The 26,222-nt window shown below is 71.9% G+C and carries 17 protein-coding genes, 1 tRNA gene and 1 rRNA gene; 4 read left to right on the top strand and 15 right to left on the bottom strand.

Features of this window, described 5'->3' with window-relative positions:
* Window positions 1–39: 39 nt before the first annotated feature.
* Window positions 40–234 (bottom strand): DUF3046 domain-containing protein, encoded by a 195-nt coding sequence (locus ACWD4A_RS27575; RefSeq protein WP_451198032.1) that lies wholly within the window; start codon window positions 232–234, stop codon window positions 40–42.
* Window positions 235–313: 79 nt separating this feature from the next.
* Between ACWD4A_RS27575 and ACWD4A_RS27570 the strand changes: the two genes are divergently transcribed.
* The 3 genes from ACWD4A_RS27570 (at window position 314) to ACWD4A_RS27560 (ending at window position 6,907) form a co-directional block, all read left to right on the top strand.
* Window positions 314–1,234, top strand: a complete 921-nt coding sequence (locus tag ACWD4A_RS27570; RefSeq protein WP_451198030.1) for a hypothetical protein — start codon at window positions 314–316, stop codon at window positions 1,232–1,234.
* A 73-nt stretch (window positions 1,235–1,307) separates the two neighbouring features.
* Entirely contained in the window at window positions 1,308–6,053 is a 4,746-nt protein-coding gene (locus ACWD4A_RS27565; protein WP_451198029.1) for an ATP-dependent helicase, read from the top strand.
* Window positions 6,054–6,100: 47 nt separating this feature from the next.
* Window positions 6,101–6,907 carry a DNA-formamidopyrimidine glycosylase family protein gene (locus ACWD4A_RS27560; RefSeq protein WP_451198027.1) on the top strand — a complete coding sequence of 269 codons (807 nt, stop codon included), beginning with the start codon at window positions 6,101–6,103 and terminating at the stop codon, window positions 6,905–6,907.
* A gap of 42 nt (window positions 6,908–6,949) precedes the next feature.
* Here the strand turns inward: ACWD4A_RS27560 and ACWD4A_RS27555 are convergent, their stop codons facing one another.
* The 11 genes from ACWD4A_RS27555 to ACWD4A_RS27505 all read right to left on the bottom strand — a co-directional run bounded on the left by ACWD4A_RS27555 (window position 6,950) and on the right by ACWD4A_RS27505 (window position 22,059).
* Window positions 6,950–7,249, bottom strand: coding sequence for a hypothetical protein (locus ACWD4A_RS27555; RefSeq protein WP_451198025.1), 300 nt, complete (start codon window positions 7,247–7,249; stop codon window positions 6,950–6,952).
* Between the two features lie 161 nt (window positions 7,250–7,410).
* The gene (locus ACWD4A_RS27550) at window positions 7,411–7,623 is read right to left on the bottom strand and encodes a hypothetical protein (protein WP_451198023.1); all 213 of its coding nucleotides are present in this window, start codon (window positions 7,621–7,623) and stop codon (window positions 7,411–7,413) included.
* A 44-nt stretch (window positions 7,624–7,667) separates the two neighbouring features.
* A complete protein-coding gene (locus ACWD4A_RS27545) occupies window positions 7,668–8,138 on the bottom strand; it encodes a Dps family protein (RefSeq protein WP_451198022.1) in 471 nt (156 codons plus the stop codon).
* 178 nt (window positions 8,139–8,316) lie between these two features.
* Window positions 8,317–8,700, bottom strand: coding sequence for a helix-turn-helix domain-containing protein (locus tag ACWD4A_RS27540; RefSeq protein ID WP_086566431.1), 384 nt, complete (start codon window positions 8,698–8,700; stop codon window positions 8,317–8,319).
* A 94-nt stretch (window positions 8,701–8,794) separates the two neighbouring features.
* Window positions 8,795–9,343, bottom strand: coding sequence for a CinA family protein (locus tag ACWD4A_RS27535; protein WP_451198020.1), 549 nt, complete (start codon window positions 9,341–9,343; stop codon window positions 8,795–8,797).
* Window positions 9,340–9,987 (bottom strand): CDP-diacylglycerol--glycerol-3-phosphate 3-phosphatidyltransferase, encoded by a 648-nt coding sequence (pgsA, locus tag ACWD4A_RS27530; protein ID WP_451198019.1) that lies wholly within the window; start codon window positions 9,985–9,987, stop codon window positions 9,340–9,342. Before pgsA ends, ACWD4A_RS27535 begins: the two co-directional genes overlap by 4 nt.
* Window positions 9,984–11,483 (bottom strand): 30S ribosomal protein S12 methylthiotransferase RimO, encoded by a 1,500-nt coding sequence (gene rimO / locus ACWD4A_RS27525; RefSeq protein ID WP_451198018.1) that lies wholly within the window; start codon window positions 11,481–11,483, stop codon window positions 9,984–9,986. Before rimO ends, pgsA begins: the two co-directional genes overlap by 4 nt.
* Window positions 11,484–11,645: 162 nt before the next feature.
* Window positions 11,646–12,467, bottom strand: coding sequence for a helix-turn-helix domain-containing protein (locus tag ACWD4A_RS27520; RefSeq protein ID WP_451198016.1), 822 nt, complete (start codon window positions 12,465–12,467; stop codon window positions 11,646–11,648).
* A 238-nt stretch (window positions 12,468–12,705) separates the two neighbouring features.
* Entirely contained in the window at window positions 12,706–15,474 is a 2,769-nt protein-coding gene (locus tag ACWD4A_RS27515) for a DNA translocase FtsK (protein WP_451198015.1), read from the bottom strand.
* Between the two features lie 104 nt (window positions 15,475–15,578).
* Window positions 15,579–16,265, bottom strand: coding sequence for a response regulator (locus tag ACWD4A_RS27510; RefSeq protein ID WP_451198013.1), 687 nt, complete (start codon window positions 16,263–16,265; stop codon window positions 15,579–15,581).
* A gap of 274 nt (window positions 16,266–16,539) precedes the next feature.
* Window positions 16,540–22,059 carry a HAMP domain-containing protein gene (locus tag ACWD4A_RS27505; protein ID WP_451198012.1) on the bottom strand — a complete coding sequence of 1,840 codons (5,520 nt, stop codon included), beginning with the start codon at window positions 22,057–22,059 and terminating at the stop codon, window positions 16,540–16,542.
* Between the two features lie 440 nt (window positions 22,060–22,499).
* Between ACWD4A_RS27505 and ACWD4A_RS27500 the strand changes: the two genes are divergently transcribed.
* Window positions 22,500–25,118 carry a SpoIIE family protein phosphatase gene (locus ACWD4A_RS27500; RefSeq protein ID WP_451198046.1) on the top strand — a complete coding sequence of 873 codons (2,619 nt, stop codon included), beginning with the start codon at window positions 22,500–22,502 and terminating at the stop codon, window positions 25,116–25,118.
* Window positions 25,119–25,198: 80 nt separating this feature from the next.
* Here the strand turns inward: ACWD4A_RS27500 and ACWD4A_RS27495 are convergent.
* The 3 genes from ACWD4A_RS27495 to rrf all read right to left on the bottom strand — a co-directional run.
* Window positions 25,199–25,274, bottom strand: a tRNA-Thr gene (locus ACWD4A_RS27495).
* Between the two features lie 60 nt (window positions 25,275–25,334).
* Complete coding sequence (locus ACWD4A_RS27490) at window positions 25,335–26,018, bottom strand: DegT/DnrJ/EryC1/StrS family aminotransferase (protein WP_451198010.1); 684 nt, start codon at window positions 26,016–26,018, stop codon at window positions 25,335–25,337.
* 116 nt (window positions 26,019–26,134) lie between these two features.
* Window positions 26,135–26,222, bottom strand: a 5S ribosomal RNA gene (gene rrf, locus ACWD4A_RS27485); the annotation flags it as partial.

Genomic DNA, 26,222 nt, shown 5'->3' with positions numbered 1-26,222 from the left:
CGGACGAGCCGCGGCACCCCCTGCCAGGGGTTCCGTTCGTCAGCGCCGGTCTTCGGGGATCTCCACCGCCCTGCACACCGCCCGCCAGACGTCCTTGGCGTTCCAGCCCGCGTCCAGCGCCTCGTGCACCGTCCTCCCGCCGAGTTCGGACATCACATGATCGCGCGCGAAGGAGTCGGCGTACACCGCGCCGAAATAATCGCCCATCCGCTGCCAGAAGACCGTCAACCGCATGCGCCCAGTATCCCGCCCCTGAGAGTGCTGCCGAGCACGAGCCGGTGACCTGCGCCGCATTCCCCCCTACGGTCGTTGCATGGCCCGATCCGGAGCATCCCCCGTAGTCCGTGCCGAGCAGTTCATGTGGCTGACCGCCCGCGTCCTCGAACAGCGAAGATTCGCGTTCCACTTCCTGGACGGCGGCCCCGACGCCGTCGAGGCCGCCCTGACGGCCTACCTGGGTGCCGACGGGGGGTACGGCTACGCCCTGGAGCCCGACCTGCGTGGCCCCGTGAGCCAGCCGTTGCACACCGCGCACGCGCTGCACGTGCTCGACGAGATCGGGCGCTGCGGCGACCGGCGGGTGGAACGCGTCTGCCGTTACCTCACGGCCGTCTCCACCTCGGACGGCGCCCTGCCCGCGCTGCACCCCTCGCTGCGCGGCTATCCGGCCGCGCCGTGGATCCCCGTGGTGGACGACCCGCCGAGCGACCTCCTCGCGACCGGCCCGGTCGTGGGGCTGCTGCACCGCAACTCGGTGTGGCACGCGTGGCTGTTCCGGGCCACCGACTTCTGCTGGGCCGCGGTCGACGCCCTGAGCGGCGGGGCGAGGACCCACCCGTACGAGGTCGAGGCCGCTGTCGCGTTCCTCGACGGCGCTCCCGACCGGTCGCGCGCGGAGGCCGCGGCGGAGCGGCTGGGCCGCGTGGTGCGGGAGCAGCGGCTGGCGGTGCTGGACCCGGACCGGTCCACGGACTATCCCGTTCCGGACGGTTACGCGCCGGGCGAGCGGCACTTCCCGTACGACTTCGCCCGGACCCCGGGCTCCCTGGCCCGGCGCTGGTTCACCGACACGGAGCTGGACCGGTCGCTGGAGTTCCTCGCCGCTTCGCAGGAGGAGGACGGCGGCTGGCCGGTCCGCTGGCGCGAGTGGGCGCCCGGCACCGGGCTGGAGTGCCGGCCGATGGTGACCATCGCCGCCCTCCTCACCCTGCGCGCCTATGGGCGGGCGTTGTGACGCCGGGGCGGTCCAACCTGCTCTGACTTGCGGTTCCCCGGCGTTGTCAGTGGTGCGGTGCACGATGGGGTGCATGGCGGACGACAGCGCGGCCGGCACGGCGGCCGAAGCGGCGGGGGCCCTCGCGGGGTTCTCCCCCGCGACACGTGCGTGGTTCACGGGTGCCTTCACGGCGCCCACGGCGGCGCAGGCGGGGGCCTGGCGGGCGATCGGCGAGGGGGCCGACGTGCTGGTGGTCGCCCCGACGGGTTCCGGGAAGACACTGGCCGCCTTCCTCGCCTCGCTGGACCGGCTGGCGAGCACGCCGCCGCCCGCCGAGGCCAAGAAGCGCTGCCGGGTGCTCTACGTGTCGCCGCTCAAGGCCCTCGCCGTGGACGTCGAGCGGAACCTCCGCAGTCCGCTCACGGGCATCCGTCAGGAGTCCGTGCGGCTGGGGGTGCCGGAGCCGGAGATCCGGGTGGGCATCCGGTCCGGCGACACCCCGGCCGCCGAGCGGCGGGCGATCGCCACCAGGCCCCCGGACATCCTCATCACCACCCCCGAGTCGCTGTTCCTGATGCTCACTTCCTCCTCACGGGAGGCCCTCACGGGGGTGGAGACGGTCATCCTGGACGAGGTGCACGCCGTGGCGGGCACCAAGCGGGGCGCCCACCTCGCCCTGTCCCTGGAGCGCCTCGACGCCCTCCTCGCGCGCCCCGCCCGGCGCATCGGCCTGTCCGCGACGGTCCGCCCGGTCGACGAGGTGGCCCGCTATCTGTCGCCGCGGCGCAAGGTGGAGATCGTCCAGCCGCCGTCCGGCAAGGAGTTCGACCTCTCGGTGGTCGTTCCGGTGGAGGATCTCGGGGAGCTGGGCGCGTCGCCCGCACAGGAGGGCGGCGACGGCAAGGAGAGGCCGTCGATCTGGCCCCATGTGGAGGAGCGGATCGCCGATCTCGTCCAGGACCACCGTTCGACGATCGTCTTCGCCAACTCCCGCCGCTTGGCGGAGCGGTTGTGCAACCGCCTCAACGAGATCGCCTACGAGCGCGCCACGGGCGAGGCGCTGCCCGAGCATCATTCGCCCGCCGAGCTGATGGCGGAGTCCGGTGCGGCCAAGGGGGCGCCCCCGGTGCTCGCCCGAGCGCACCACGGCTCGGTCTCCAAGGAGCAGCGGGCGCTGGTGGAGGAGGACCTCAAGGCGGGCAGGCTGCCTGCCGTCGTCGCCACGTCCAGCCTGGAGCTGGGCATCGACATGGGCGCGGTGGACCTGGTCGTCCAGGTCGAGTCCCCGCCGTCGGTCGCCTCCGGGCTGCAGCGGGTCGGCCGCGCCGGGCACCAGGTCGGCGCGGTCTCCACCGGCGTGGTCTTCCCCAAGTACCGGGGCGATCTGGTGCAGGCGGCCGTGGTGACGGAGCGGATGCGCGAGGGGGCCATCGAGTCGCTGCGGGTGCCCGCCAATCCGCTGGACGTGCTGGCCCAGCAGATCGTCGCGATGGCGGCCATGGACACCTGGGACGTGACCGAGCTGCTGGCCCTGGTGCGGCGGGCGGCGCCGTTCGCCGCGCTGCCCGATTCGGCCTGCTCGGCGGTGCTGGACATGCTTGCCGGGCGCTATCCGTCCGACGCCTTCGCCGAGTTGCGGCCCCGCCTGGTCTGGGACCGGGTGGCCGGTACGGTCACGGGGCGCCCCGGGGCGCAGCGGCTCGCCGTCACCTCGGGCGGCACCATCCCCGACCGCGGCCTGTTCGGTGTCTTCCTGGCGGGCGCGGACCCCAAGAAGGGCGGGGGCCGCGTCGGGGAGCTGGACGAGGAGATGGTGTACGAGTCGCGGGTGGGCGACGTCTTCACCCTCGGCACCACGTCGTGGCGGATCGAGGACATCACCCGCGACCGGGTCCTGGTGAGCCCCGCGCCGGGCGTTCCCGGGCGGTTGCCGTTCTGGAAGGGCGACCAGCTGGGCCGCCCGCTCGAACTGGGCCGCGCGCTGGGCGCGTTCCTGCGCGAGATCGGCGGGCTGGCTCCCGGAGCCGCCCGCGAGCGGCTCACCGCGGCGGGGCTCGACACCTGGGCGGCGGACAACGTCCTGTCGTATCTCGCCGAGCAGCGCCAGGCCTGCGGGCACGTGCCGGACGACCGTACGGTCGTCGTGGAGCGCTTCCGTGACGAGCTGGGCGACTGGCGGGTCGTCGTCCACTCCCCGTTCGGTGCCCAGGTGCACGCCCCCTGGGCACTCGCGCTGGGCGCGCGGCTGGCGGAGCGGTACGGCATGGACGCCCAGGTGATGCACGCCGACGACGGCATCGTGCTGCGCCTGCCGGACGCCGAGCTCATGGACCTGGGCCTGCCCGACACCGATCCGGCCCTGCGCGGCGGGGAGTACGACGCCGACCGGTCCCCCGTCGGCGCGGCCGACGTCACCTTCGACAAGGGCGAGATCGGGCAGCTCGTCACCGACCAGGTGGGCGGCTCCGCGCTGTTCGCCTCCCGGTTCCGCGAGTGCGCCGCCCGCGCGCTGCTGCTGCCCCGCCGCAGTCCGGGCAAGCGCACCCCGCTGTGGCAGCAGCGCCAGCGGGCGGCCCAGCTGCTCCAGGTCGCCGAGGAGTTCGGCTCGTTCCCGATCATCCTCGAGGCCGTTCGCGAATGCCTTCAGGACGTCTTCGACGTCCCCGGTCTGACGGAGCTGATGGGCGACATCGAGGCCCGCCGCGTCCGGCTGGTCGAGGTGACCACTCCGGAGCCGTCGCCGTTCGCCCGCTCGCTGCTGTTCGGTTACGTGGCCCAGTTCCTGTACGAGGGCGACTCCCCGCTCGCGGAGCGCCGGGCCGCTGCCCTCTCCCTGGACTCCCGGCTGCTCGCCGAGCTGCTGGGCCAGGCCGAGCTGCGCGAGCTGCTCGACGCGGACGTGCTCGCCGAGCTGGAGCGCGAGCTCCAGTGGCTGACCGAGGGCCGTCGCGCCAAGGACCCGGAGGGGGTCGCCGACCTGCTGCGCGTCCTCGGACCGCTCACCGGGGCGGAGCTCGCCGGGCGGGGCGCCGAGCCGGAGTGGCCGGAGGAGCTGTCGCTCGCGCGCCGGGCCATCCGCGTACGGATCGCCGGGCAGGAGCACTGGGCGGCCGTCGAGGACGCGGGGCGGTTGCGGGACGCCCTGGGCACGGCGCTGCCCGTCGGTGTGCCCGAGGCGTTCACGGAGCCGGTGAAGGATCCGCTCGGCGACCTGCTCGCCCGCTTCGCCCGTACGCACGGGCCGTTCACCTCGGCGCAGGCCGCGGCCCGCTTCGGTCTCGGCACGGCGGTCACCGACGGCGCGCTGCACCGGCTCGCGGCGAACGGCCGTGTCGTCCAGGGCGAGTTCCACCCCTCCGGCATCGGCCAGGAGTGGTGCGACGCCACTGTCCTGCGGCGGCTGCGGCGCCGCTCCCTGGCGGCGCTCCGGCAGGAGCTGGAGCCGGTGCCGCCCACGGCGCTGGCGGCTTTTCTGCCCCAGTGGCAGCACGTGGGGACGCACAGTCTGCGCGGTGTCGACGGACTGGTGCGCGCCATCGAGCAGTTGCAGGGTGCGCCGGTTCCGGCCTCCGCCCTGGAGAAGCTGGTCCTGCCCGCCCGGGTGACGGACTTCTCCCCGGCGATGCTGGACGAACTCACCGCGGCGGGCGAGGTCGTGTGGGCCGGTGCGGGTGCCCTGCCCGGCAAGGACGGCTGGGTCTCCCTGCTGCTCGCCGACGCCGCACCGCTGCTGCTCCCCGCGCCCCACCCGCTGGAGCTCTCCCCCGTCCACCGGGCCGTGCTCGACGCCCTGTCGGGCGGCTACGGCCTGTTCTTCCGTCAGATCGCCGAGCGGGTGCGGGCCGTGGATCCCGGTTGCACGGACCCGCAGACGGCCGACGCCATATGGGACCTCGCCTGGTCCGGCCGTCTCACCAACGACACCCTCGCCCCGCTCCGCGCCCTCCTCGGGTCGGGCAGGACGGCGGGCTCCACCGCGCACCGCGCCAGACGCTCCGTGCCACGCGGGCGGTACGGCTCCTTCCCGGGCCGCGCGGGCCTCGGTACGGCCGCCACGGCGTCCCGTGGCGGGCCGCCGACGGTCGCGGGCCGCTGGTCCCTGCTGCCGGCCCACGAGCCGGACCCGACGCACCGGGCGCACGCCCTGGCCCGTACGCTCCTCGACCGGCACGGCGTGGTGACCCGGGGGGCGGTGGCCGCCGAGGGCGTGGAGGGCGGCTTCTCCGCGGCCTACCGGGTGCTCGCCGCCTTCGAGGAGAGCGGCCAGGCCCGCCGTGGGTACGTGGTCGAGGGCCTGGGCGCCGCGCAGTTCGCCATGGACGGCGCGGTCGACCGGCTGCGCGCCGTCAGCACGGCTCGCGAGCGGGCCGCGGGCGCCGGCCCCGATGCCCCTGAAGCCCCGTGGGGCGAGGCGTCCGCCGTCCGGAAGTCCGAGCGCGGCCGGGCGGTGGTGCTGGCCGCAGCCGACCCCGCCAACGCGTACGGCGCCGCTCTCCCCTGGCCGGAGCCGCCCGCCGGTTCGACCCACAAACCCGGGCGCAAGGCGGGTTCGCTGGTCGTGCTGGTCGACGGCGCGCTGGCGCTCCACATGGAGCGCGGCGGCAAGACCCTGCTGGCCTGGCCCCAGCGGGAGGGAGCCGAGTCGGCGGACGCGGAGGACGCGGGGCTGCGCGAAGCGGCGGCGGCGCTGGCGGCCGCGGCACGCGCGGGCGCGCTGGGCACCGTCACCGTCGAGCGCATCAACGGCTCCCCGGCGCTCTCGTCCCCGCTGGGGGCCCTGCTGGAGTCGGCGGGCTTCCACGCCACACCGCGCGGGCTGCGGCTCCGCGCCCCCTGAGCAGCCGTCGGCCGCCTCCGGGGCCGCGGCGGCGGCATCATGGCGGCATGCCCGAAGGAGACACCGTCTGGCGCACCGCCCACGCCCTGCACCGCGCCCTCGCGGACCGTCCGCTCACCCGCTCCGACCTGCGTGTGCCCAAGCTCGCCACCGTGGATCTCACCGGGCGCCGCGTCACCGAGGTCGTCCCGCGCGGCAAGCACCTGCTCACCCGCGTCGAAGGCGGCCTCACCCTCCACTCGCACCTCGGTATGGACGGTGCCTGGCGGATCCACGATCCCGGCGAGCGCTGGAGCGGGGGCCCGCAACACCAGATCCGCGCCGTGCTGGCCAACACCGCCCACACCACGGTGGGCTACCGGCTCCCGGTCCTGGACCTGCTGCGCACCGCCGACGAGTCCGCCGTCGTGGGCCACCTCGGTCCCGACCTCCTGGGGCCCGACTGGGATCCGGACGAGGCGCTGCGCAGACTGCTCGCCGAGCCGGCGCGAGCCGTGGGCGAGGCCCTGCTCGACCAGCGCAATCTCGCCGGGGTCGGCAACGTCTACAAGTCCGAGCTGTGCTTCGCGCTCCGGGCGTCGCCGTGGCTCCCGGTCGGGCGGCTCGCCGGGCCGGAACGGCTGGTGGCGCTCGCCAAGAGGTTCCTGGAGGCGAACAAGGTGCGGCCCGCCCGGGTCACCACGGGTGATCCGCGGACCGGGCGACGGCTGTGGGTGTACGGGCGGGCCGGGCGGCCCTGCCGACGGTGCGGAACGCTCGTGCGCAGCGCGGATCAAGGGGCGGCCGGACAGGAGCGGCTCACGTACTGGTGCCCGCGCTGCCAACCCGATCCGTCTGATGACCCGAACGGGTGAGAGGGCTCCGGATCGGTCGCGTCACCGGTCGCGCCACCGGATTCACGGCTCCTCGCGCCGCCGCCACGCCCGGTCGGCGAGGACCCGCCATATCCACGGCCGCTTCGCCCGCCGCGTCCACGGCACGCAGTGGACCGGCAGCAGGCTCAGGCCCCAGCCTCCGGCGATGACGAGCCCTTCCACGGGTCCGGCGCGGTCCGGCTGCGCGAGCAGCCGGAGCCCGGCCCACCACCAGGCGGCGCTGCACAGCACTGCTATCGCCCAGCCGACGGGGCCGCGCGACCGGCCGGATATCCGAGGAGTGTCGCGCCGGGTCCCGCCCCGGAAGTCACGCCAGATCACGGCTGCCTCCCCTCGGACGGTGTCAGAGGCGTTGGATGCGACGTCGGACCCGACGCTAGACCGGGCCTCCCGGGTCCGGGAGAGCGCGCCGGGGAACGGCGCAGCGTGCGTGGCCGCCGTAAGCGCCCCTCACCCATGCGCGCCCGTCGGCCGTGCACCCGTCAGCCGGAGGATCCGCCGCGCGACCTGTCCAGTTCCCGTTCCAGCTCCGTGATCCGGAGGTCGCGTCGGCGCAACTCCACGATCAGCCGCTGTTCGCCCTCGTGGATGCCCTCCTGGTACACCCTGCGGACGAAGGCGCCGGCCGTCGTCCGGTCGAGGCCCGAGACCACCATCAGCTCGTTCGTGAAGCGGATCGCAGGGTGCTCGTCCATGCCCTCAAGGAGAACGTGCCCGCCCGGTGCCCGCCACCTGGCGCTCAGGCGTTCTCCGCCTGGAACATCCAGTGGTGCTTCTCGAGGTCGCCCGTCAGGCCGATGAGGATGTCCTGGGTGACCGGGTCCGGGTCGGCGGTGGCCGTGATGCGCTCGCGCATCCGGGTGATCACGGCGTGCAGGGCGTCGACGAGGGTCTGCACCGCTGCGGTGTCCTTGTTCCAGCCTTCGCCGACCGGCCCGATGCCACTGGTCCCGGCGACGGTCCCGGCGCGTCCGTCCGGCGCGATGCCCAGTGCCGAGGCACGCTCGGCGACCGTGTCGGCGTGCAGGCGGGCGCTGGCGACGACCTCGTCCAGCTGGAGGTGGATCGAGCGGAAGCGCGGTCCCACGACGGTCCAGTGGACCTGTTTGGCCACGAGGGAGAGGTCCACCAGGTCGACGAGGGCGCCCTGCAGGGCGTCGCCCACGGTCTTCCTGTCCTGCTCGGACAGCGGGCTCTTCACAACGGACATCCGCTTCTCCTGTTCAGGGTGGGGGAACTATCCCGTCTGTTCGGTTTGTCACCGTTCCTCCACCATCACACAAAAGGCCGGAGAGGGCCGGAAAAGCCGGAATCCCGGTCGGACATCCGACCGGGATCCTCGATGGGAACAAACGTTTCTGGGATGACTGCTCTCCCGTGCCCCCTGCTCAGGCCGCGACCACGTCGACAGCCTCCGCCGGAGCCTTGATCGTCACGCGCTCCCCCGGTACGCCCGTCACGGACGTCACGGATACCGAATTGAACATCGGCCGCATCGGCGCGGGTACCGGCTCGCTCGCCGCCGCCGACTGCGCCAGCTCGGCGAGCGACAGTTCGTCACTCACCTCGCGCATGACCTCGGACATCCGTACGTCCAGAGCGTCGCAGATTGCGGAGAGAAGCTCGGAGGACGCCTCTTTCTGCCCCCGCTCGACCTCGGAGAGGTATCCGAGCGAAACCCGGGCGGACGAGGAGACCTCGCGCAGAGTGCGGCCCTGGCGCTGGCGCTGCCGACGCAGCACGTCACCCAGCAGGCGACGGAGCAAAATCATCGGTGGCTCCCTCCTTGGACCGCGAATCCGGATCCTTCACGCCCCACCGTACCGCCTTGGGCTCCGGCCGTGCGGGGAGCTATGTCGTGTTCACTCAGGGCTGCAAACATCCATTCCCCCCGTTGTGTTCCGTATCCTTTGCGCCCACGTTTTCTGTCAGTTCGCTCAGCAGCAGCTCCAGCACCGCCCGTACGCTCCCGGCACGGATCCGCGCCCGGTCGCCGGTCAGGTCCAGTTGCCGCACGGCGGTGCGGCCGCCCGGGGCCGCGGTGGCGACGAACACCGTACCGACCGGTCGGCCGTCCTGCGGCTCCGGCCCGGCGACGCCGGTCGTGGCAGCGCCCCAGTCGGCACCCAGCAACGCCCTTACGCCGAGCGCCATCTGCCGCGCCACCTCCGCGTCGACGGCCCCGCGCCCGGCCAGCAGCCCGCCGTCCACGCCCAGGACCTCGCGCTTCGCCTCCGTCGCGTACGCGGTGACCGAGCCGCGCACCGCGCGCGAGGCACCCGGCACCGCGGTCAGGGCGGCGGCGACCAGGCCCCCGGTGAGGGACTCGGCGACCGCCACCGTCAGGCCCCGCTCGGCCAGGGCGGCCAGCACCGCCTCGGCCTGTGCGCCGCCGTCGTCCGTGACCGCGCTCATCGCACGGATTCCCGGCCGGCCCGCTCGCGCTGTGCGGCCAGCCCGGCCCGGCGCAGGACGACGGCCTGCTTGACGTAGTCGAGACCGGTGAGCACGGTCAACGCCACGGCCACGGCCATCACCCAGAAGCGGGCGGTGGCCAACGGCCCGGTGAGCACGAGGACGTACATCCCCACGGCCACGCCCTGGGCGAGCGTCTTCATCTTGCCGCCGCGGCTGGCCGGGATGACCCCGTGCTTGATGACCCAGAACCGCATCAGCGTGATGCCGATCTCGCGGAAGAGGATCACACCCGTGACCCACCACTCCAGGTCGCCCACGCCGGACAGGCAGATCAGCGCCGCGCCCATGATCGCCTTGTCGGCGATCGGGTCGGCGATCTTGCCGAAGTCGGTGACCAGGTTGTACATCCGGGCCAGGTGCCCGTCGAACAGATCCGTGATCATGGCGACGGCGAACGCCGCCCAGGCGAAGGAGCGCCAGACCGGGTCATGACCGCCGTTGTGGAGCATCAACAACACGAACCCGGGCACGAGCAGGAGTCGCACCATGGTGAGGATGTTGGCGATGTTCCACAACCCCGCCGGCCGCCTCATGGAGGCCGGGGCATGGCCTCCAGCAGCGGAGGCCGGGACTCCGGTCATCTGGCCGCCTCCTCGGTACGCCCTCCGCCGCCCAAGGGCTCGGCGACGAGGTCCACGCCCTCGGTCGCCACCACCTTGGCCACGACCATACGGCCGGGGGCGAGCTCCTCGTCAGTGGTGAGCAGCACCTGGCCGTCGGTCTCGGGTGCCTGGTGGGCGGCACGGCCGATGACGCCGTCCTCCTCGTCGACCCGGTCGACGAGTACTTCAATGGTCTCTCCGAGACGCTCCTCCGCACGCTGGGCGGTCAGCTCCTCGGCGAGCCGGGAGATGCGCGCCAGCCGCTCGGCGACGATCTCGGGGTCGAGCTTGTCCTCGTACGTGGCGGCCTCGGTGCCGTCCTCGTCCGAGTAGCCGAAGACGCCGATCGCGTCCAGGCGGGCACCGGTCAGGAAGCGCTCCAGCTCGGCGACGTCCGCCTCGGTCTCCCCGGGGAAGCCGACGATGAAGTTCGAGCGGGCGCCCGCCTGCGGGGCCTTGCCGCGGATCTGGTCGAGCAGTTCCAGGAACCGGTCGGTGTCGCCGAAGCGGCGCATCGCGCGGAGCACGCCGGGCGCGGAGTGCTGGAAGGACAGGTCGAAGTACGGCGCGACCTTGTCCGTGGAGGTCAGGACGTCGATCAGGCCCGGCCGCATCTCGGCGGGCTGGAGGTAGCTGACGCGGATGCGCTCCAGGCCGTCCACGGCCGCGAGCTCCGGCAGCAGCGTCTCCAGGAGGCGGATGTCGCCGAGGTCCTTGCCGTACGAGGTGTTGTTCTCGGAGACCAGCATGATCTCCTTCACGCCCTGCTCCGCGAGCCAGCGCGTCTCGCCGAGCACGTCGGAGGGGCGGCGGGAGATGAACGAGCCGCGGAAGGAGGGGATGGCACAGAAGGAGCAGCGGCGGTCGCAGCCGGAGGCGAGCTTCACGGAGGCGACGGGGCTGGTGCCGAGCCTGCGGCGGAGCGGCGCGCGCGGGCCGGAGGCCGGGGCGAGGCCCTCGGGGAGGTCGGCCGGCGGCTCCGCCGGGGTCTCCTCGGCCGGGTCGGTCTGGGCGTGGCCGGGGAGGGCCACCGCGGCGGACTGCCGGGCCGCGGGGCTGACCGGCAGCAGTTTGCGCCGGTCACGCGGGGTGTGGGAGGCGTGGACGCCACCGGAGAGGATGGTCTGGAGCCGGTCGGAGATGTTCGCGTAGTCGTCGAAGCCGAGCACGCCGTCGGCCTCGGGCAGCGCCTCGGCGAGCTCCTTGCCGTACCGCTCGGCCATGCAGCCGACGGCGACCACGGCCTGGGTACGGCCGTGGTCCTTGAGGTCATTGGCTTCGAGGAGGGCGTCGACGGAGTCCTTCTTGGCGGCCTCGACGAAACCACAGGTGTTGACTACGGCCACATCGGCATCGGCGGCGTCCTCGACGAGGTCCCAGCCATCCGCCGCCAAGCGGCCTGCCAGCTCCTCCGAGTCCACCTCGTTACGGGCGCAGCCAAGTGTGACAAGAGCGACGGTACGGCGTTCGGGCATAGGGCTCAGCCTACTTTGTCCCGGAGCCGCTTCCGTTGCCGAGTGGCGACGAGTACCGAGAGGATGGTCACCCGGCGGCGCGCCGCACCGGGTTCCCCGGGCGGATTCCCACCGGCCGCGCCGCCGGTTCCGTGCCTGGTCAGCAGGGTGCAGCGGGGGCGCTCAGCCCGCTACGGGGTCGCCCTTGGTGTAGCTCAGCCGCTTGACCTTGCCGTCGTGGTCCAGGTCCTTGACCTGTTTGCCGTTCACGAACAGCTGCACCGCCTGGGGGTTGCCGAGCACCAGGTCGATCCGCTTGCTGTCGGTGAAGGTCTTGGAGGCGCCCTGCTTGAGCACGCCCTCCTCCAGCAGCTTGCCGTTGTGGTCCGTGGCGGACATCCAGGTCTGCCCGTTCTCGGCGGTGAGCTTGACGGTGACCATGTTGGCGGGGGCACCCGCGATGGCGCCGTCGGACTGCTCGGGCTTGGGGTCGGCGGGCTTGGGCGCGGTCTTCGCGCTCGGGGAGGCCGGGGGCTTGGCGGACGGCGAGTCCGCCGCGACGGAGTCGCCCGATCCCTTCGTCCCGCCGTTGAAGAGGGTGAACCCCACGAAGCCGACGACGGCGACGATGGCGGCGACCATGGCGGCCGTCCAGTTGGGCCGCCGGGGCTCGGGCCGGATGCGCTCGGCGTCGAACAGCGGCGCCGCCGGGGTCGGCGAGGGGCGCCCGCCGTACTCCGCCGCGTACTGGGTGATCAGCGGGGCCGGGTCCAGGCCGACGGTGCCCGCCAGCACGCGGATGTGTCCTCGGGCGTAGACATGGCCACCACAGCGCGAGAAGTCGTCCTGTTCGATGGCATGGACGATCGGAATGCGCACTCGAGTGGTCGTGCTGACCTCTTCGACGGTCAGCCCTGCGCTGATGCGGGCCTGTTGGAGGGCCTGGCCGATGGATGGCCGGTCGTCGTCCGCGGGAGCGTCCGCGGGAGAGTTGCCGATGGACACGTGGGCGCCTTTCGAGCGTGTAGCCACCTGCTGGAGATTCAGTCTAGGGGCGATACAAAAACATCGGGCAAGCGGAAAGACGGACTTTGTACGCCATCAGGTGGTTCTACGGCGCCGACGGTCGGACATCGGCCCGCCCCCTCTCCCTCAACTCGGCGCACCGCCGAGAGAAACGGCTGGCCGGCTCCTCTTACGGGGGTTTCCGGCCTCCGGTGGGCGGCGCCGCCCCCGGCCCGGTCTAGGCCCCGCCGTCCCCTCGGATCACCGCGAGCACCGCGTCCAGCTCGTCCGGCTTGACCAGTACGTCGCGGGCCTTGGAACCCTCGCTCGGGCCCACGATGTTGCGCGACTCCATCAGATCCATGAGTCTGCCCGCCTTCGCGAATCCCACACGCAGTTTGCGCTGGAGCATCGAGGTGGAGCCGAACTGGGTGGAGACGACCAGCTCGGCGGCCTGGCAGAGCAGGTCCAGGTCGTCGCCGATGTCCTCGTCGATCTCCTTCTTCCTGGCGGTGCCGACCGTGACGTCGTCGCGGAACACCGGCGTCATCTGGTCCTTGCAGTGCTGCACGACCCCCGCGACCTCGGCCTCGGTCACGAAGGCGCCCTGCATGCGGACCGGTTTGCCCGCGCCCATCGGCAGGAAGAGGCTGTCGCCCTTGCCGATCAGCTTCTCGGCGCCCGGCTGGTCGAGGATGACCCGGCTGTCGGCGAGCGAGGAGGTGGCGAAGGCGAGCCGGGAGGGCACGTTCGCCTTGATCAGACCGGTGACGACGTCGACGGACGGCCGCTGGGTGGCGAGCACGAGGTGGATGCCCGCGGCACGCGCGAGCTGGGTGATCCGGACGATCGAGTCCTCGACGTCCCGCGGGGCGACCATCATCAGGTCCGCGAGCTCGTCCACGATGACCAGCAGGTACGGATACGGCGTCAGGTCCCGCCCGCTGCCCTCCGGGGGCTTGACCTTGCCGTTGCGCACGGCCGCGTTGAAGTCGTCGATGTGCCGGAAACCGAACGCCGCGAGGTCGTCGTAGCGCAGGTCCATCTCGCGCACCACCCACTGGAGGGCCTCCGCGGCCCGCTTGGGGTTGGTGATGATCGGCGTAATCAGGTGCGGAATGCCTTCGTAGGCGGTCAGTTCGACGCGCTTGGGGTCGATCAGCACCATGCGTACGTCGTCGGGGGTCGCCCGGATCATGACCGACGTGATCAGGCAGTTGATGCAGGACGACTTTCCGGAACCAGTGGCTCCGGCGACCAGGATGTGCGGCATCTTCGTCAGATTGGCCATCACGTAGCCGCCCTCGACGTCCTTGCCGAGGGCGACGAGCATGGGGTGCTCGTCACCGGCGGCGTCCGCCAGCCGCAGCACGTCGCCGAGGTTGACCATCTCGCGGTCGGTGTTGGGGATCTCGATGCCGACCGCGGACTTGCCGGGGATCGGGCTGATGATCCGCACGTCCGGGCTGGCGACGGCGTAGGCGATGTTCTTGGCGAGGGCGGTGATCCGCTCGACCTTGACGGCCGGGCCGAGCTCCACCTCGTAGCGGGTGACCGTCGGGCCGCGGGTGAAGCCGGTGACGGCCGCGTCGACCTTGAACTCCGCGAACACATTGGTCAGCGCGGCCACTATGGCGTCGTTGGCGGCGCTGCGGGCCTTCCCCGGGCCACCGCGCTCCAGCAGGTCGAGCGAGGGCAGGGAGTAGGTGATGTCGCCGGACAGCTGGAGCTGTTCGGCGCGGGCGGGCAGCCCCTGCGGGGGCTCGGGCGCGGCCTTGGTGAGGTCCGGGACGCCCGTGGGCTTCCCCGGTGCGGCACCGGCCCGCGAGGTGGAGCGGGCACCGGGCACCGCGCCGGTCTCCGGGAGGTGCTCCGTCCCGGTGTCCCGCTCGGTGGAGATGCCGCTGCTGAGCCCGGCGACGAGCGGTGACGGCTGGACTCCGTGGAGCACCGCGCCGTCCAGCGAGGCCGCGGCCGCGGCGGCCACGTCGATGGCGTCCAGCGGCCGGCCCGCCGGGGGGCCGGACGGGGTGCGCGGGCGGCGGCGCTTGCCGAGCGCCTCCTCCTCGGCGCGGTCCACGTCCGTGGGCGCCTGGTCCGGCGCGGCGGGCCGACGGCGCCGGGCGGGCGGCTCGCGCCACTCGTCGGCGTACTCCGCGTACTCCGCCTCGTACTCCCCCGGGTACGGCTCGACCACCCCGAGCCGCACCCCCAGGCGTCGCAGCCGCTGGGGGATGCTGTTGACCGGGGTGGCGGTGACCACCAGCAGGCCGAAGATCGTCAGCAGGATGAGCAGGGGGACGGCCAGCACCTCGCCGACCATGACGTTCAGGGGCTGGGCGGCCACCCAGCCGATCAGTCCGCCCGCGTTCCGCAGGGCCTCCGCGCCGTCGCCGCGGCCGGGCGAGCCGCAGGCCACGTGGACCTGTCCGAGTATGCCGACCACCAGCGCGGACAGGCCGATCACGATCCGCCCGTTGGCCTCGGGCCGTTCCGGGTGACGGATCAGCCGGACCGCGATCACGCCGAGGAGTATCGGCACGACGAGGTCGAGGCGGCCGAAGGCGCCGGTGATCAGCATCTGCACCAGCTCGCCGACCGGGCCCTGGAGGTTGGACCAGGTGCCGGCGGCGATGATCAGTGCGAGGGCGAGGAGCAGGAGCGCCTGGCCGTCCTTGCGGTGTGCCGGGTCGAGGTTCTTCGCCCCCCGGCCGACCCCGCGGAACACGGCGCCGACGGCGTGCGCCACGCCGAGCCACACGGCCCGGACGACGCGGAAGACACCGTTCGTCGGGGACGGGGCGGTCTTCCTGGGCGCGGGCCTGGCAGCGGCCTTCTTGGCGGGCGGCTTCCGCGCTGCCGCCTTCTTGGCGGGCGCCTTGCCCGCGGGCTTCGGCGGCGCTTTCTTCGCGGGTGCTTTCGCGGCGGCGCCCCCGGAGCGTCCGGCGCGCTGCTTCGAGTTGCCCGCCGTGCTCTGGGAACCCTTGCCGGACGTACGTGAGGCCATGGTGCCGAGATTACCGTCGTCCGACGAGTGGGACACCCGGGCCCATGCGTTCACCCATTCGTGTCGTGGCCCGGAGGCGACCGGGGTGACGCGACGTCAGGGGGTCAGCTGGGCGAGGGAAGCGGGCCGACGCCGCTGCCCGTGCCGGGCTCCAGGGCGTCCAGCGCCCGCCGCAGCCCGGTGAGTTTGCGCTCCAGGTGGGCGGCGGTGGCGACGGCCGCCGCGTCGGCCGACTCGTCGAGCTGCTTGGTGAGCGCCTCCGCCTGCTCCTCGACGGCGGCAAGCCGCGCGGAGAGCTCGGCGAGCAGCCCGGCGGGCTCCTGGGGCGCCGCGGCCGTGCCGGGGCGGCCCTGGCCGCTCTCCAGCTGAAGGCGCAACAGAGCGGCCTGCTCGCGCAGCTGGCAGTTCTTCATGTACAGCTCGACGAAGACCGAGACCTTGGCGCGCAGCACCCAGGGGTCGAACGGTTTGGAGATGTAGTCGACCGCGCCCGCCGCGTAGCCGCGGAAGGTGTGGTGCGGGCCGTGGTTGATGGCGGTCAGGAAGATGATGGGGATGTCCCGGGTGCGCTCCCGCCGCTTGATGTGCGCGGCGGTCTCGAACCCGTCCATGCCGGGCATCTGGACGTCCAGCAGGATCACCGCGAAGTCGTCCGTCAGCAGCGCCTTGAGCGCTTCCTCCCCTGACGATGCCCGCACCAGCGTCTGATCGAGCGCCGAGAGGATGGCCTCCAGCGCCAGCAGATTTTCCGGCCGGTCATCGACCAGGAGGATCTTGGCCTTCTGAACCATGCCCCGTCCTCCTCGTCCCGGCTTGGGGTCTCCCCAGCTCGAAGAGCCGGGGGAAGCACCGGGCGCCGCCCCAGGGGACGACTCCCTTGCGCCGCCCGTCCTTGTGCCGGTCATGGTAGCCGCACCCCGCCGGTCGCCACACCCTGTCACCGCGATGTCACTGTGCACGTAGCAGAAACGTAGTGGGGGACCAGAAGGTTCCCCGAATCCCGCGCTCCCACACGTCTTCAGCCACGGCCGGTCAACAGGCGGTCAGGAACAGTCCGGTTGACCGTCACTCGGTGCGCATCCACTGCTCCATCACCGTCAGCAAGTGATCCGTGTCGACCGGTTTGGTGACATAGTCGGAAGCACCGGCATCGATGCTCTTCTCCCGGTCGCCCTTCATCGCCTTGGCCGTGAGCGCGATGATGGGCAGCCCCGCGAACTGCGGCATCCTGCGGATCGCGGCCGTCGTGGCGTAGCCGTCCATCTCCGGCATCATGATGTCCATCAGGACCACCACGACGTCGTCGTGCTGCTCCAGGACCTCGATCCCCTCGCGGCCGTTCTCCGCGTAGAGCACCGACAGCCCGTGCTGCTCCAGGACGCTCGTGAGGGCGAACACATTGCGGATGTCGTCGTCGACGATCAGCACCTTCTCGCCGTGGAAGGACCCGCCGAAGCCACCGCCGAACCCGTGGCTCGACAGTTGCTCTCCGTCACCGACCGGCTCGCCCGGCCAGGAGCCCTCCTCGGGGGCCGTCGGCACGGCCGGCCCTTGCATACCCGGGCCGGGCAGGGCGGGCCACTGTGCCGCCGCCTGTGCGGCGCGCTGCCGCCGGAGGTAGAGACCGGCCGCCCCGCGGCCCTGCGGCTCGGCCCCGGCCGGGCGCTCCGGGCTCGCCTCGGGGTGCTCGCCCGCGGCGACCGCGGTGCCCCCGGCCGGTTCCGCGACGGCCATGCCGTGGCCGCCCGGCGCGAGCTGCGCATACCCCTGGGGCGGCAGCTCACCCGAGTTGAGCGGGAGGTAGAGGGTGAAGGTGGAACCGCGGCCCGGCTCGCTCGCCGCGTGGATCTCGCCGCCGAGCAGCCGGGCGATCTCCCGGCTGATGGACAGCCCGAGGCCCGTGCCGCCGTACTTGCGGCTGGTCGTCCCGTCCGCCTGCTTGAACGCCTCGAAGATCACCCGCATCTTGCTCTGCGCGATGCCGATCCCGGTGTCCGTGACCGAGAAGGCGATCACGTCGCCGTCCGGCTCCCGCAGCGAGCCCGCCTCCAGCAGCTGCTCCCGGATGTTGTCCGGCACGTCGCTGCCCGCCGGGCGGATGACGAGTTCGACCGCGCCGGTGTCCGTGAACTTGACGGCGTTCGACAGCAGGTTGCGCAGCACCTGGAGCAGCCGCTGTTCATCGGTGTGCAGCGTCGCCGGGAGCTCCGGCGAGACCCGTACGGAGAAATCGAGGCCCTTCTCCGCCGTCAGCGGCCGGAAGGTGGCCTCCACGTAGTCGACGAGCTGCACCAGGGCGATACGGGTCGGACTGACGTCCATCTTGCCGGCCTCGACCTTGGACAGGTCCAGGATGTCGTTGATGAGCTGGAGCAGGTCCGAGCCCGCGCCGTGGATCGTCTCCGCGAACTCGACCTGTTTCGGGGAGAGGTTGCCCTCGGCGTTGTCGGCGAGCAACTTGGCGAGGATCAGCAGGGAGTTGAGCGGCGTCCGCAGCTCGTGCGACATGTTGGCCAGGAACTCGGACTTGTAGCGCATCGAGACGGCGAGTTGCTCGGCGCGCTCCTCCAGGACCTGCCGGGCCTCCTCGATCTCGGTGTTCTTGACCTCGATGTCGCGGTTCTGCCGGGCCAGCCGCTCGGACTTCTCCTCCAGTTCGGCGTTGGAGATCTCCAGCGCCTTCTGCCGGTTCTCCAACTCGGCGGACCGCTCGCGCAGTTGCTCGGTCAGCTCCTGCGACTGCTTGAGCAGGACCTCGGTCTTGGTGTTGACGCTGATCGTGTTGACGCTCGTGCCGATCATCTCGGCGATCTGGTTGAGGAAATCCTTCTGGATCTGCGCGAACGGCTGGAAGGACGCCAGCTCGATCACACCGAGGACCTGCCCCTCGAACAGCACCGGCAGCACGATGACATGGGCCGGCGGCGCCTCCCCCAGCCCGGAGGCGATCTTCAGATAGCCCGGCGGCACGTTCTCCACCAGGATGGTCCGCTTCTCCTGCGCGGCGGTGCCGATGAGGGTCTCGCCCGGCCGGAAGGAGGTGGGCATCGAGCCCATCGAGTAGCCGTACGAGCCGAGCATCCGCAGCTCGTACGCGTCCTCGTCGCCGTCGGTCTGCCCGCGGCCCGTCGGCATCGCCAGGAAGAACGCGCCGTGCTGCGCGGAGACCACCGGCGTCAGCTCGCTCATGATGAGCCCGGCGACGTCCTCCAGGTCCCGGCGGCCCTGCATCAGGCCGGAGATCCGGGCGAGGTTGCCCTTGAGCCAGTCCTGCTCCTTGTTGGCGAGCGTGGTCTCCCGGAGGTTGGCGATCATCGTGTTGATGTTGTCCTGGAGCTCCAGGATCTCGCCCGCCGCATCGACATCGATCTTGAGGTTGAGATCGCCGCGGGTCACCGCGGTGGCGACCTCGGCGATGGCCCGCACCTGACGGGTCAGGTTCCCGGCCATCTCGTTCACCGACTCGGTGAGGTCGCGCCAGGTGCCGTCCACGTCGCGCACCCGCGCCTGACCGCCCAGCTGCCCCTCGGTGCCCACCTCGCGGGCCACCCGGGTCACCTGCTCGGCGAACGAGGACAGCTGGTCGACCATGGTGTTGATGGTGGTCTTGAGCTGGAGGATCTCACCGCGCGCATCGATGTCGATCTTCTTGGTCAGATCGCCCTGGGCGATGGCGGTGGTCACCATCGCGATGTTGCGGACCTGCCCGGTCAGGTTGGACGCCATCGAGTTCACGGACTCGGTGAGGTCCTTCCAGGTGCCGCTGACGCCGGGGACCCGCGCCTGGCCGCCGAGGATGCCGTCCGTGCCCACCTCGCGCGCGACGCGCGTGACCTCGTCCGCGAAGGAGGACAGCGTCGTCACCATGGTGTTGACGGTGTCGGCCAGTTGCGCGACCTCGCCGCGCGCCTCGACCGTGACCTTCTTGGTCAGGTCGCCGTTGGCGACGGCCGCCGCGACCTGCGAGATGTTGCGGACCTGGCTGGTGAGGTTGTTGGCCATCAGGTTGACGTTGTCGCTGAGGTCCTTCCAGATGCCGGTGACGTCCCGCACCCGCGCCTGGCCGCCCAGTTGCCCCTCCGTGCCCACCTCGCGGGCCACCCGGGTGACCTGCTCGGCGAAGTCCGACAGCTGGTCCACCATCGTGTTCACGGTGGTGACCAGTTCGAGGATCTCGCCCTTGGCGTCGACGGTGATCTTCTTGGAGAGGTCGCCCTTGGCGACCGCCGTCGTCACCTCGGCGATGTTCCGCACCTGAGAGGTGAGGTTGTTCGCCATGAAGTTGACGGACTGGGTGAGGTCCTTCCAGGTGCCGGAGACCCCCTGGACCTCCGCCTGACCGCCGAGGATGCCCTCGGTGCCCACCTCCCTCGCCACCCGCGTCACCTGGTCGGCGAACGACGACAGCTGGTCGACCATCGTGTTGAGGGTGTTCTTCAGCTCCAGGATCTCGCCCCGGGCATCCACGTCGATCTTCTGCGACAGGTCACCGCGCGCGACCGCGGTGGCGACGCCCGCGATGTTGCGGACCTGGGCGGTCAGATTGCCCGCCATGCCGTTGACGGAGTCCGTCAGGTCGCGCCACACCCCGGCCACGCCCGGCACCTGCGCCTGACCGCCGAGGCGGCCGTCCGTACCCACCTCGCGGGCGACCCGGGTCACCTGCTCGGCGAACGCGGAGAGCTGGTCGACCATCGTGTTGATGGTGTTCTTCAGCTCCAGGATCTCGCCCCGCGCGTCCACGTCGATCTTCTGCGACAGATCACCGCGCGCGACCGCGGTCGTCACCTGGGCGATCTGGCGGACCTGCGACGTCAGGTTGCCCGCCATGAAGTTGACGGAGTCGGTGAGCTCCTTCCAGGTGCCGCTGACCCCGTCCACCCGGGCCTGGCCGCCGAGCCGTCCCTCTGTGCCGACGTCACGGGCCATCCGCGTGACCTGGTCGGCGAACGACGACAGCTGGTCGACCATCGTGTTCACGGTGTTCTTCAGCTGGAGCATCTCGCCGGACACGTCCACGGTGACCTTCTGCGAGAGGTCGCCGTTGGCGACCGCCGTCGTCACCTGCGCGATGTTGCGCACCTGTCCGGTGAGGTTGCGGAAGGCGGTGTTCACCGAATCGGTGAGGTCCTTCCACGTACCCGCCGCGCCCGGCACCGCCGCCTGACCGCCGAGCTCGCCCTCGACGCCGATCTCCCGTGCCACACGCGTCACTTCGGAACCGAACGCGGAGAGCTGGTCGACCATCGTGTTGACGGTGTTCTTCAACTCCAGCATCTCGCCGGACACATCGACGGTGACCTTCTGCCCGAGGTCGCCGTTGGCCACCGCCGTCGTCACCTGCGCGATGTCCCGCACCTGCGTGGTGACGTTGCGGAAGGCGGTGTTCACCGAATCGGTGAGGTCCTTCCAGGTACCCGCCGCGCCCGGCACCTGCGCCTGACCGCCGAGCAGGCCCTCGGCGCCGACCTCGCTCGCGACCCGCGTCACCTCGTCGGCGAACGTCCGCAGGGTCTCCGTCATCTGGTTGATCGTCTCGGCGAGCTGCGCGACCTCGCCGCGCGCGCTGACCGTCACCTTCTGCGAGAGGTCGCCGTTGGCGACCGCCGTGGTGACCTGCGCGATGCCCCGCACCTGCGCCGTCAGATTGCCGGCCATGAGGTTGACCGAGTCGGTCAGGTCCTTCCAGACGCCCGCGACGCCGGGCACCTGCGCCTGCCCGCCCAGCTCGCCCTCCGTACCGACCTCGCGCGCGACGCGGGTCACCTCGGAGGCGAAGGACGACAGCTGGTCGACCATGGTGTTGACGGTGTTCTTCAGCTCCAGCATCTCCCCGGCCACGTGGACCGTGACCTTGCGGGAGAGGTCGCCCTTGGCGACCGCCGTCGTCACCAGAGCGATATCACGCACCTGAGCGGTGAGCCTCGACGCCATGGTGTTGACGGAATCCGTCAGGTCCTTCCACGAACCCGACATTCCACGCACCCGGGCCTGCCCGCCCAGCTTGCCTTCCGTACCGACCTCGCTCGCCACCCGCGTCACCTCGTCGGTGAACGCCGACAGCTGGTCCACGAGGCCGTTGACCGTACGCCCGACCTTGAGGAACTCGCCCCGCAGCGGGTGCGCCGAGCCGTCCGGCCCCACCGACCGCAGGTCCATCCGCTGTTCGAGGTCGCCCTCGGCGACCGCCGACAGCACCCGGCCCACCTCGGACACCGGCCGCACGAGATCGTCGACGAGGGCGTTGGACGCATCGATCGCCTGCGCCCACGCCCCCTCGCAGGCCCCGACCTCCAGCCGCTCCGTGAGCTTCCCCTCACGGCCGACCACCCGGCGGACCCGCGCCAGCTCGCCCGTCAGCTGCATGTTGCGGTCGGCGACCTCGTTGAAGACGGCCGCGATCTCGGACATCACGCCGTCGCCCTGGGCGGGCAGGCGCTTCCGGAAGTTCCCGTCCCGCATCGCGGAGAGAGCCGACAGCAGCCGGTTCAGCGACGCGGTGTCCACTTCCGTCGTCCCATTGGCCCGGGACCGTCCGCCCTTCGCGCGCGTGCTCACGCCCCGCGCCGCTGCGCCAGACTCCACCGTGTCCCTCCCGCTGGGTCGATCATCCTCGTCGGGCTTCCGTTTCAGTCTTTCCCAGTGTTTCACCCTGCCACCGAAGCGGTGGCCAGTCGGTACGTAACCCCGACTTCGCGGTCTCGTTGGAGGCTACGGGGCAGGACTCGTCCTTCGCCGTGGCCGTCCGGCCCGGTGAGAAGCCCCGGCCCACGGGTCCGGGGAGGAGTCACAGCGGTCCGGCAGCGTCCCCACATTCGCGGGGCGCCTTCCACAGCCGACCACAGCCCGGCGGCCGGGCGCATCCGCTCCGGAGGGCACACGCGGCCGCCGGATCGCGGCCGGGCCCGAAACCCACGGCTCTGTCCACATCACTTGATCCGACGGTTTAGCCTGGCGGATGAGTCCGGGACGTGATGAGCGGGCACAGGACTCGGGGGAGCAATGAGAGGCCAATGGGGAGTGCTGTGATCACCGCGCGGGCTGCCGCCACCTTCGAGCCGGTCGGACGCTCGGTCGCCTCCGCTCGTGCCTTCGTCCGGGACACCCTCCAGGGCTGGGGCTTCCCCGACATCATCGACGACGCCGTCGTCCTGACCAGCGAACTCGTCACCAACGCCGTCGTCCACGCGGGCACCGCGGCGGACGTCCTGTGCATGCGCACGGACACCGGCGTCCGTGTCGAGGTCGCCGATCACTACCCGGACCGGGAGCTGCCGCTGCAGAGCTCCGCCCGCAGGATCGGGGGCGTCGACCGCGAGGGCGGCCGTGGCCTGCTGCTCTGCGCGGCCCTCGCCACCCGCTGGGGCGTCGAGTACAGCAGCACGCACAAGCAGGTGTGGTTCCAGCTCGACCTGCCGGACCGGCCCGCGGGCACCCGCTCGGCGGGCCCCGCGCTGCCCGCCGAGGCCCTGCCCGTCGCGGACCCCCGCGTGCGTGTCGCCGTCGTCCAGATCGACCGGGCCGGCGTCATCAGCGCCTGGAACGACGACGCGCGCGCCATGTTCGGCTTCGCCGGCGACCAGGTCATCGGCAAGCCCCTCACCGACCTCGCCGCCTGGCCGCACACCCCCGGCACCTCCACGGGCATCGCCGAGGCCCTCCGGCTCTCCCGCTGGGAGGGCTCGTACGGCATAAGGGACGCCGACGGCCGCATCACCCCGGTGTACGCCTCCCACCTGCGCGTGCGGGACACCGCGGGCGCCCCCTCCACGGTCTGTCTGCTGGTGCGCGAGGAGGAGCGGGCCGTCCTCCAGAGCCTCCAGCGCTCCCCCGCCGCGGACACCGCGACCGGCGAGCGGGGCACGGCCACCGACCCCTTCGAGGTCTTCATCGGCTCCCCGGCCCCGGACGACCTCGACGGTCTCCTCCAGCGGACGGTCGAGCGCGCCCGCGACATGCTCGACGGCGACGCCGCCTATCTGCTGCTGGCCACCGACGACGAGACCGAGCTGGAGGTCCGCGCCTCCACGGGCCTCCCGGCCGCGAACCAGCGCTTCGCCCGGGTCCCCGTCGAGGCCGGTACGGGGCGCTACGGCTCCGCCCGGATGCCCGCGGTCCACGAGGACCTCGCGGTCGTGCCCGGTGCCGTGCCGCTGCTGGCCGACACCGGCATGCGTTCCGTCGTCACGGTCCCCCTCAAGGTCGAGGGCCGCCTCACGGGTTCGCTCGGCGTCGCCGCCGAGTCGCCCGGCCGCTACACCAACGAAGAGGCCCTCCGGCTCCAGTTCGCCGCCGACCGTATCGCCCTGGCCGTCGAACGCGCCCGCCTCAACGAGCTCGAACGTCTGCGCCGGGGTTCGCTCTCGTTCCTCGTGGAGGCGTCGGATCTTCTCGCGGGCACCCTCGACCGCGACCAGACCCTGGCCCTCATGGCACAGATGACCGTGCCCACGCTGGCCACATGGTGCGCGGTCTACACCGTCGCCGACCCGGCGTCCGACCCCGAGCTGTCGTACGTCCTGCACGAGGACGAGGACCGCATCGACGGCCTGAAGACCCTGCTGGGCAAGCTGGCGCCGCCGGAGCCCGTGCCCACGCCCGGCGCCCGGGTGTGGACGGCGCCCGCGGAGGCGGCCCACTCGGCCGCGCTGCGCAGTTCCCTGCGCAGCCTCGGGCTGGCCGACCTGGCCCGGACGGCGGGTCCGGGCACCTCGCTCGCCACGGCGGCCGCGGTCGGCGGGGAGACGGTGGTCCTGCCGTTGGTGGCCCGCAACCGTGTGATCGGCATGCTCACCCTCGGCAAGCCCACCGACGACCACTTCCGCCAGGAGATCCTGGAGCTCGCCGAGGACCTCTCCCGCCGGGCCGCGCTCGCCCTCGACAACGCCCGCCTCTACAGCGAGCGCACCGCCATCAGCCAGTCCCTCCAGCGCAGCCTGCTGCCGCCGGAGCTGCCGCACGTGACCGGTGTCGAGGTCGACGTCATCTACCGCGCGGCCGGGGAGGGCAACGAGGTCGGCGGTGACTTCTACGACCTCTTCCCGATCCGTGACGGCGCCTACGGGTTCGCGATCGGCGACGTCTGCGGCACGGGCCCGGAGGCCGCCGCGGTCACCGGTCTGGCCCGGCACGCCCTGCGCCTCCTGGCCCGCGAGGGCTACGGCGGTCCGGCGGTCCTGGAGCGGCTCAACGCCGCCATCCTCGACGAGGGGGCCCGCAGCCGCTTCCTGACGCTGTTGTACGGGGAGCTGTGGCCGCAGGCGGACGGCAGCGCGATCCTCAAGGTCGTCTGCGCGGGCCATCCGCTGCCGTTGCGGCTGCGCCCGGACGGCACGGTGGAGGCCGCGGCCGATCCGCAGCCGCTGCTGGGCGTCATGGAGGACCTGGAGCTGTACGAGCAGACGGTCACCCTCGACCCGGGCGATGTGCTGCTGTGCGTCACGGACGGTGTGACGGAGCGCCGTGAGGGCTCGCGCATGCTGGGCGACGACGGCCTGAGCGACGTTCTGGCGAACTGTACGGGCCTGACGGCGGGTGCGGTCGCCGCGCGCATCCTGCGTGCCGTCGAACGGTTCGCCGCCGAGCCCGCGTCGGACGACATGGCGATTCTGGCGATGCGGGTGCCCGAGCGTCAGGAGGGCTGATTCCAGGGGCTTCCGGAACAGCCTTCAGGTTTTCCGGGACAGCGAAAAGGCCCCCGCCGAATGACGAGGGCCTTTTCTTCTGGAGCCCCAATACGGAATCGAACCGTAGACCTTCTCCTTACCATGGAGACGCTCTGCCGACTGAGCTATTGGGGCCGGCAACGAGATAAAGCATACCCGATGTTCGCACGCCCTTTTGACCACCTGCCGGTTCCGTCAGGCGGCGGCCTTGAGGAGGCCTCCGAGCGCGTTGCACGCGGACACCATACGGTGCAGTTCCCGTGGGCCGGTTCCGGCGTCCACGGGCAGGGCGAGGCATTCGTCGGCGGCCCGTTCCGTTTCCGCCAGCCACAACTCCCGCCGGAACGCGGGGGTTCGGTGCACCGGTGTCTGGACGGGTACGTGGCAGCGGACGCGGCGGGCCCGGAGCGCGCGGGCGAAGGCGTCCCGGTCGGGCCGTCCGTTGCCGGGTACGCGCACGACGTACGACTGGTAGCTGTGCGGGAGTTCGGGGTCCATAGGGGGCGTGAGAACGCCGGTGAGGCGGGCGGTGAGGTAGGCGGCGTTCTCGCGCCGCCTCCTGGCGTCGGCGTCCGGAAGCCGATGGGGCTCGTATTCGATGACGAGCAGCCCTCGGGTGGCGGCGACGGCGCGCAGCCCGGCCAAGTCGGCGCGGTGGCCGAAGAGATGAATGGGCATCACGGCCGCGGTGCGCAGGGTGATCGTGGCGGCGACGGAGACCGGTGAGAGGCAGAGGCTGTGCGGGTCGATGTCCGCGAACACGGGTACGGCGCCGACGCGCCGGACCGCTTCGGCCGCGTCCGTGGTGGCGTACGAGGGCACGATGACCTCGTCACCTGCGCCGATGCCCGCTGCCGTCAACCGCTCCGCTGTCCCCATGGAAGGGAGGGTGACGGCAGGACGTTAACGAGGAGTGACGCTCCGCACTTCATCATGAAAACAAAAAAGCTCCGGTATCTGAACCGAGGTCCAGATACCGGAGCTTTTGAAAATTTGTTCGGCGGCGTCCTACTCTCCCACACGGTCCCCCATGCAGTACCATCGGCGCTGAAAGGCTTAGCTTCCGGGTTCGGAATGTAACCG

This window comes from Streptomyces sp. NPDC002537 (assembly GCF_053594975.1).
Note: the sequence above shows the minus strand (reverse complement) of the source record. Positions and strands in the feature narration are given on the sequence as shown.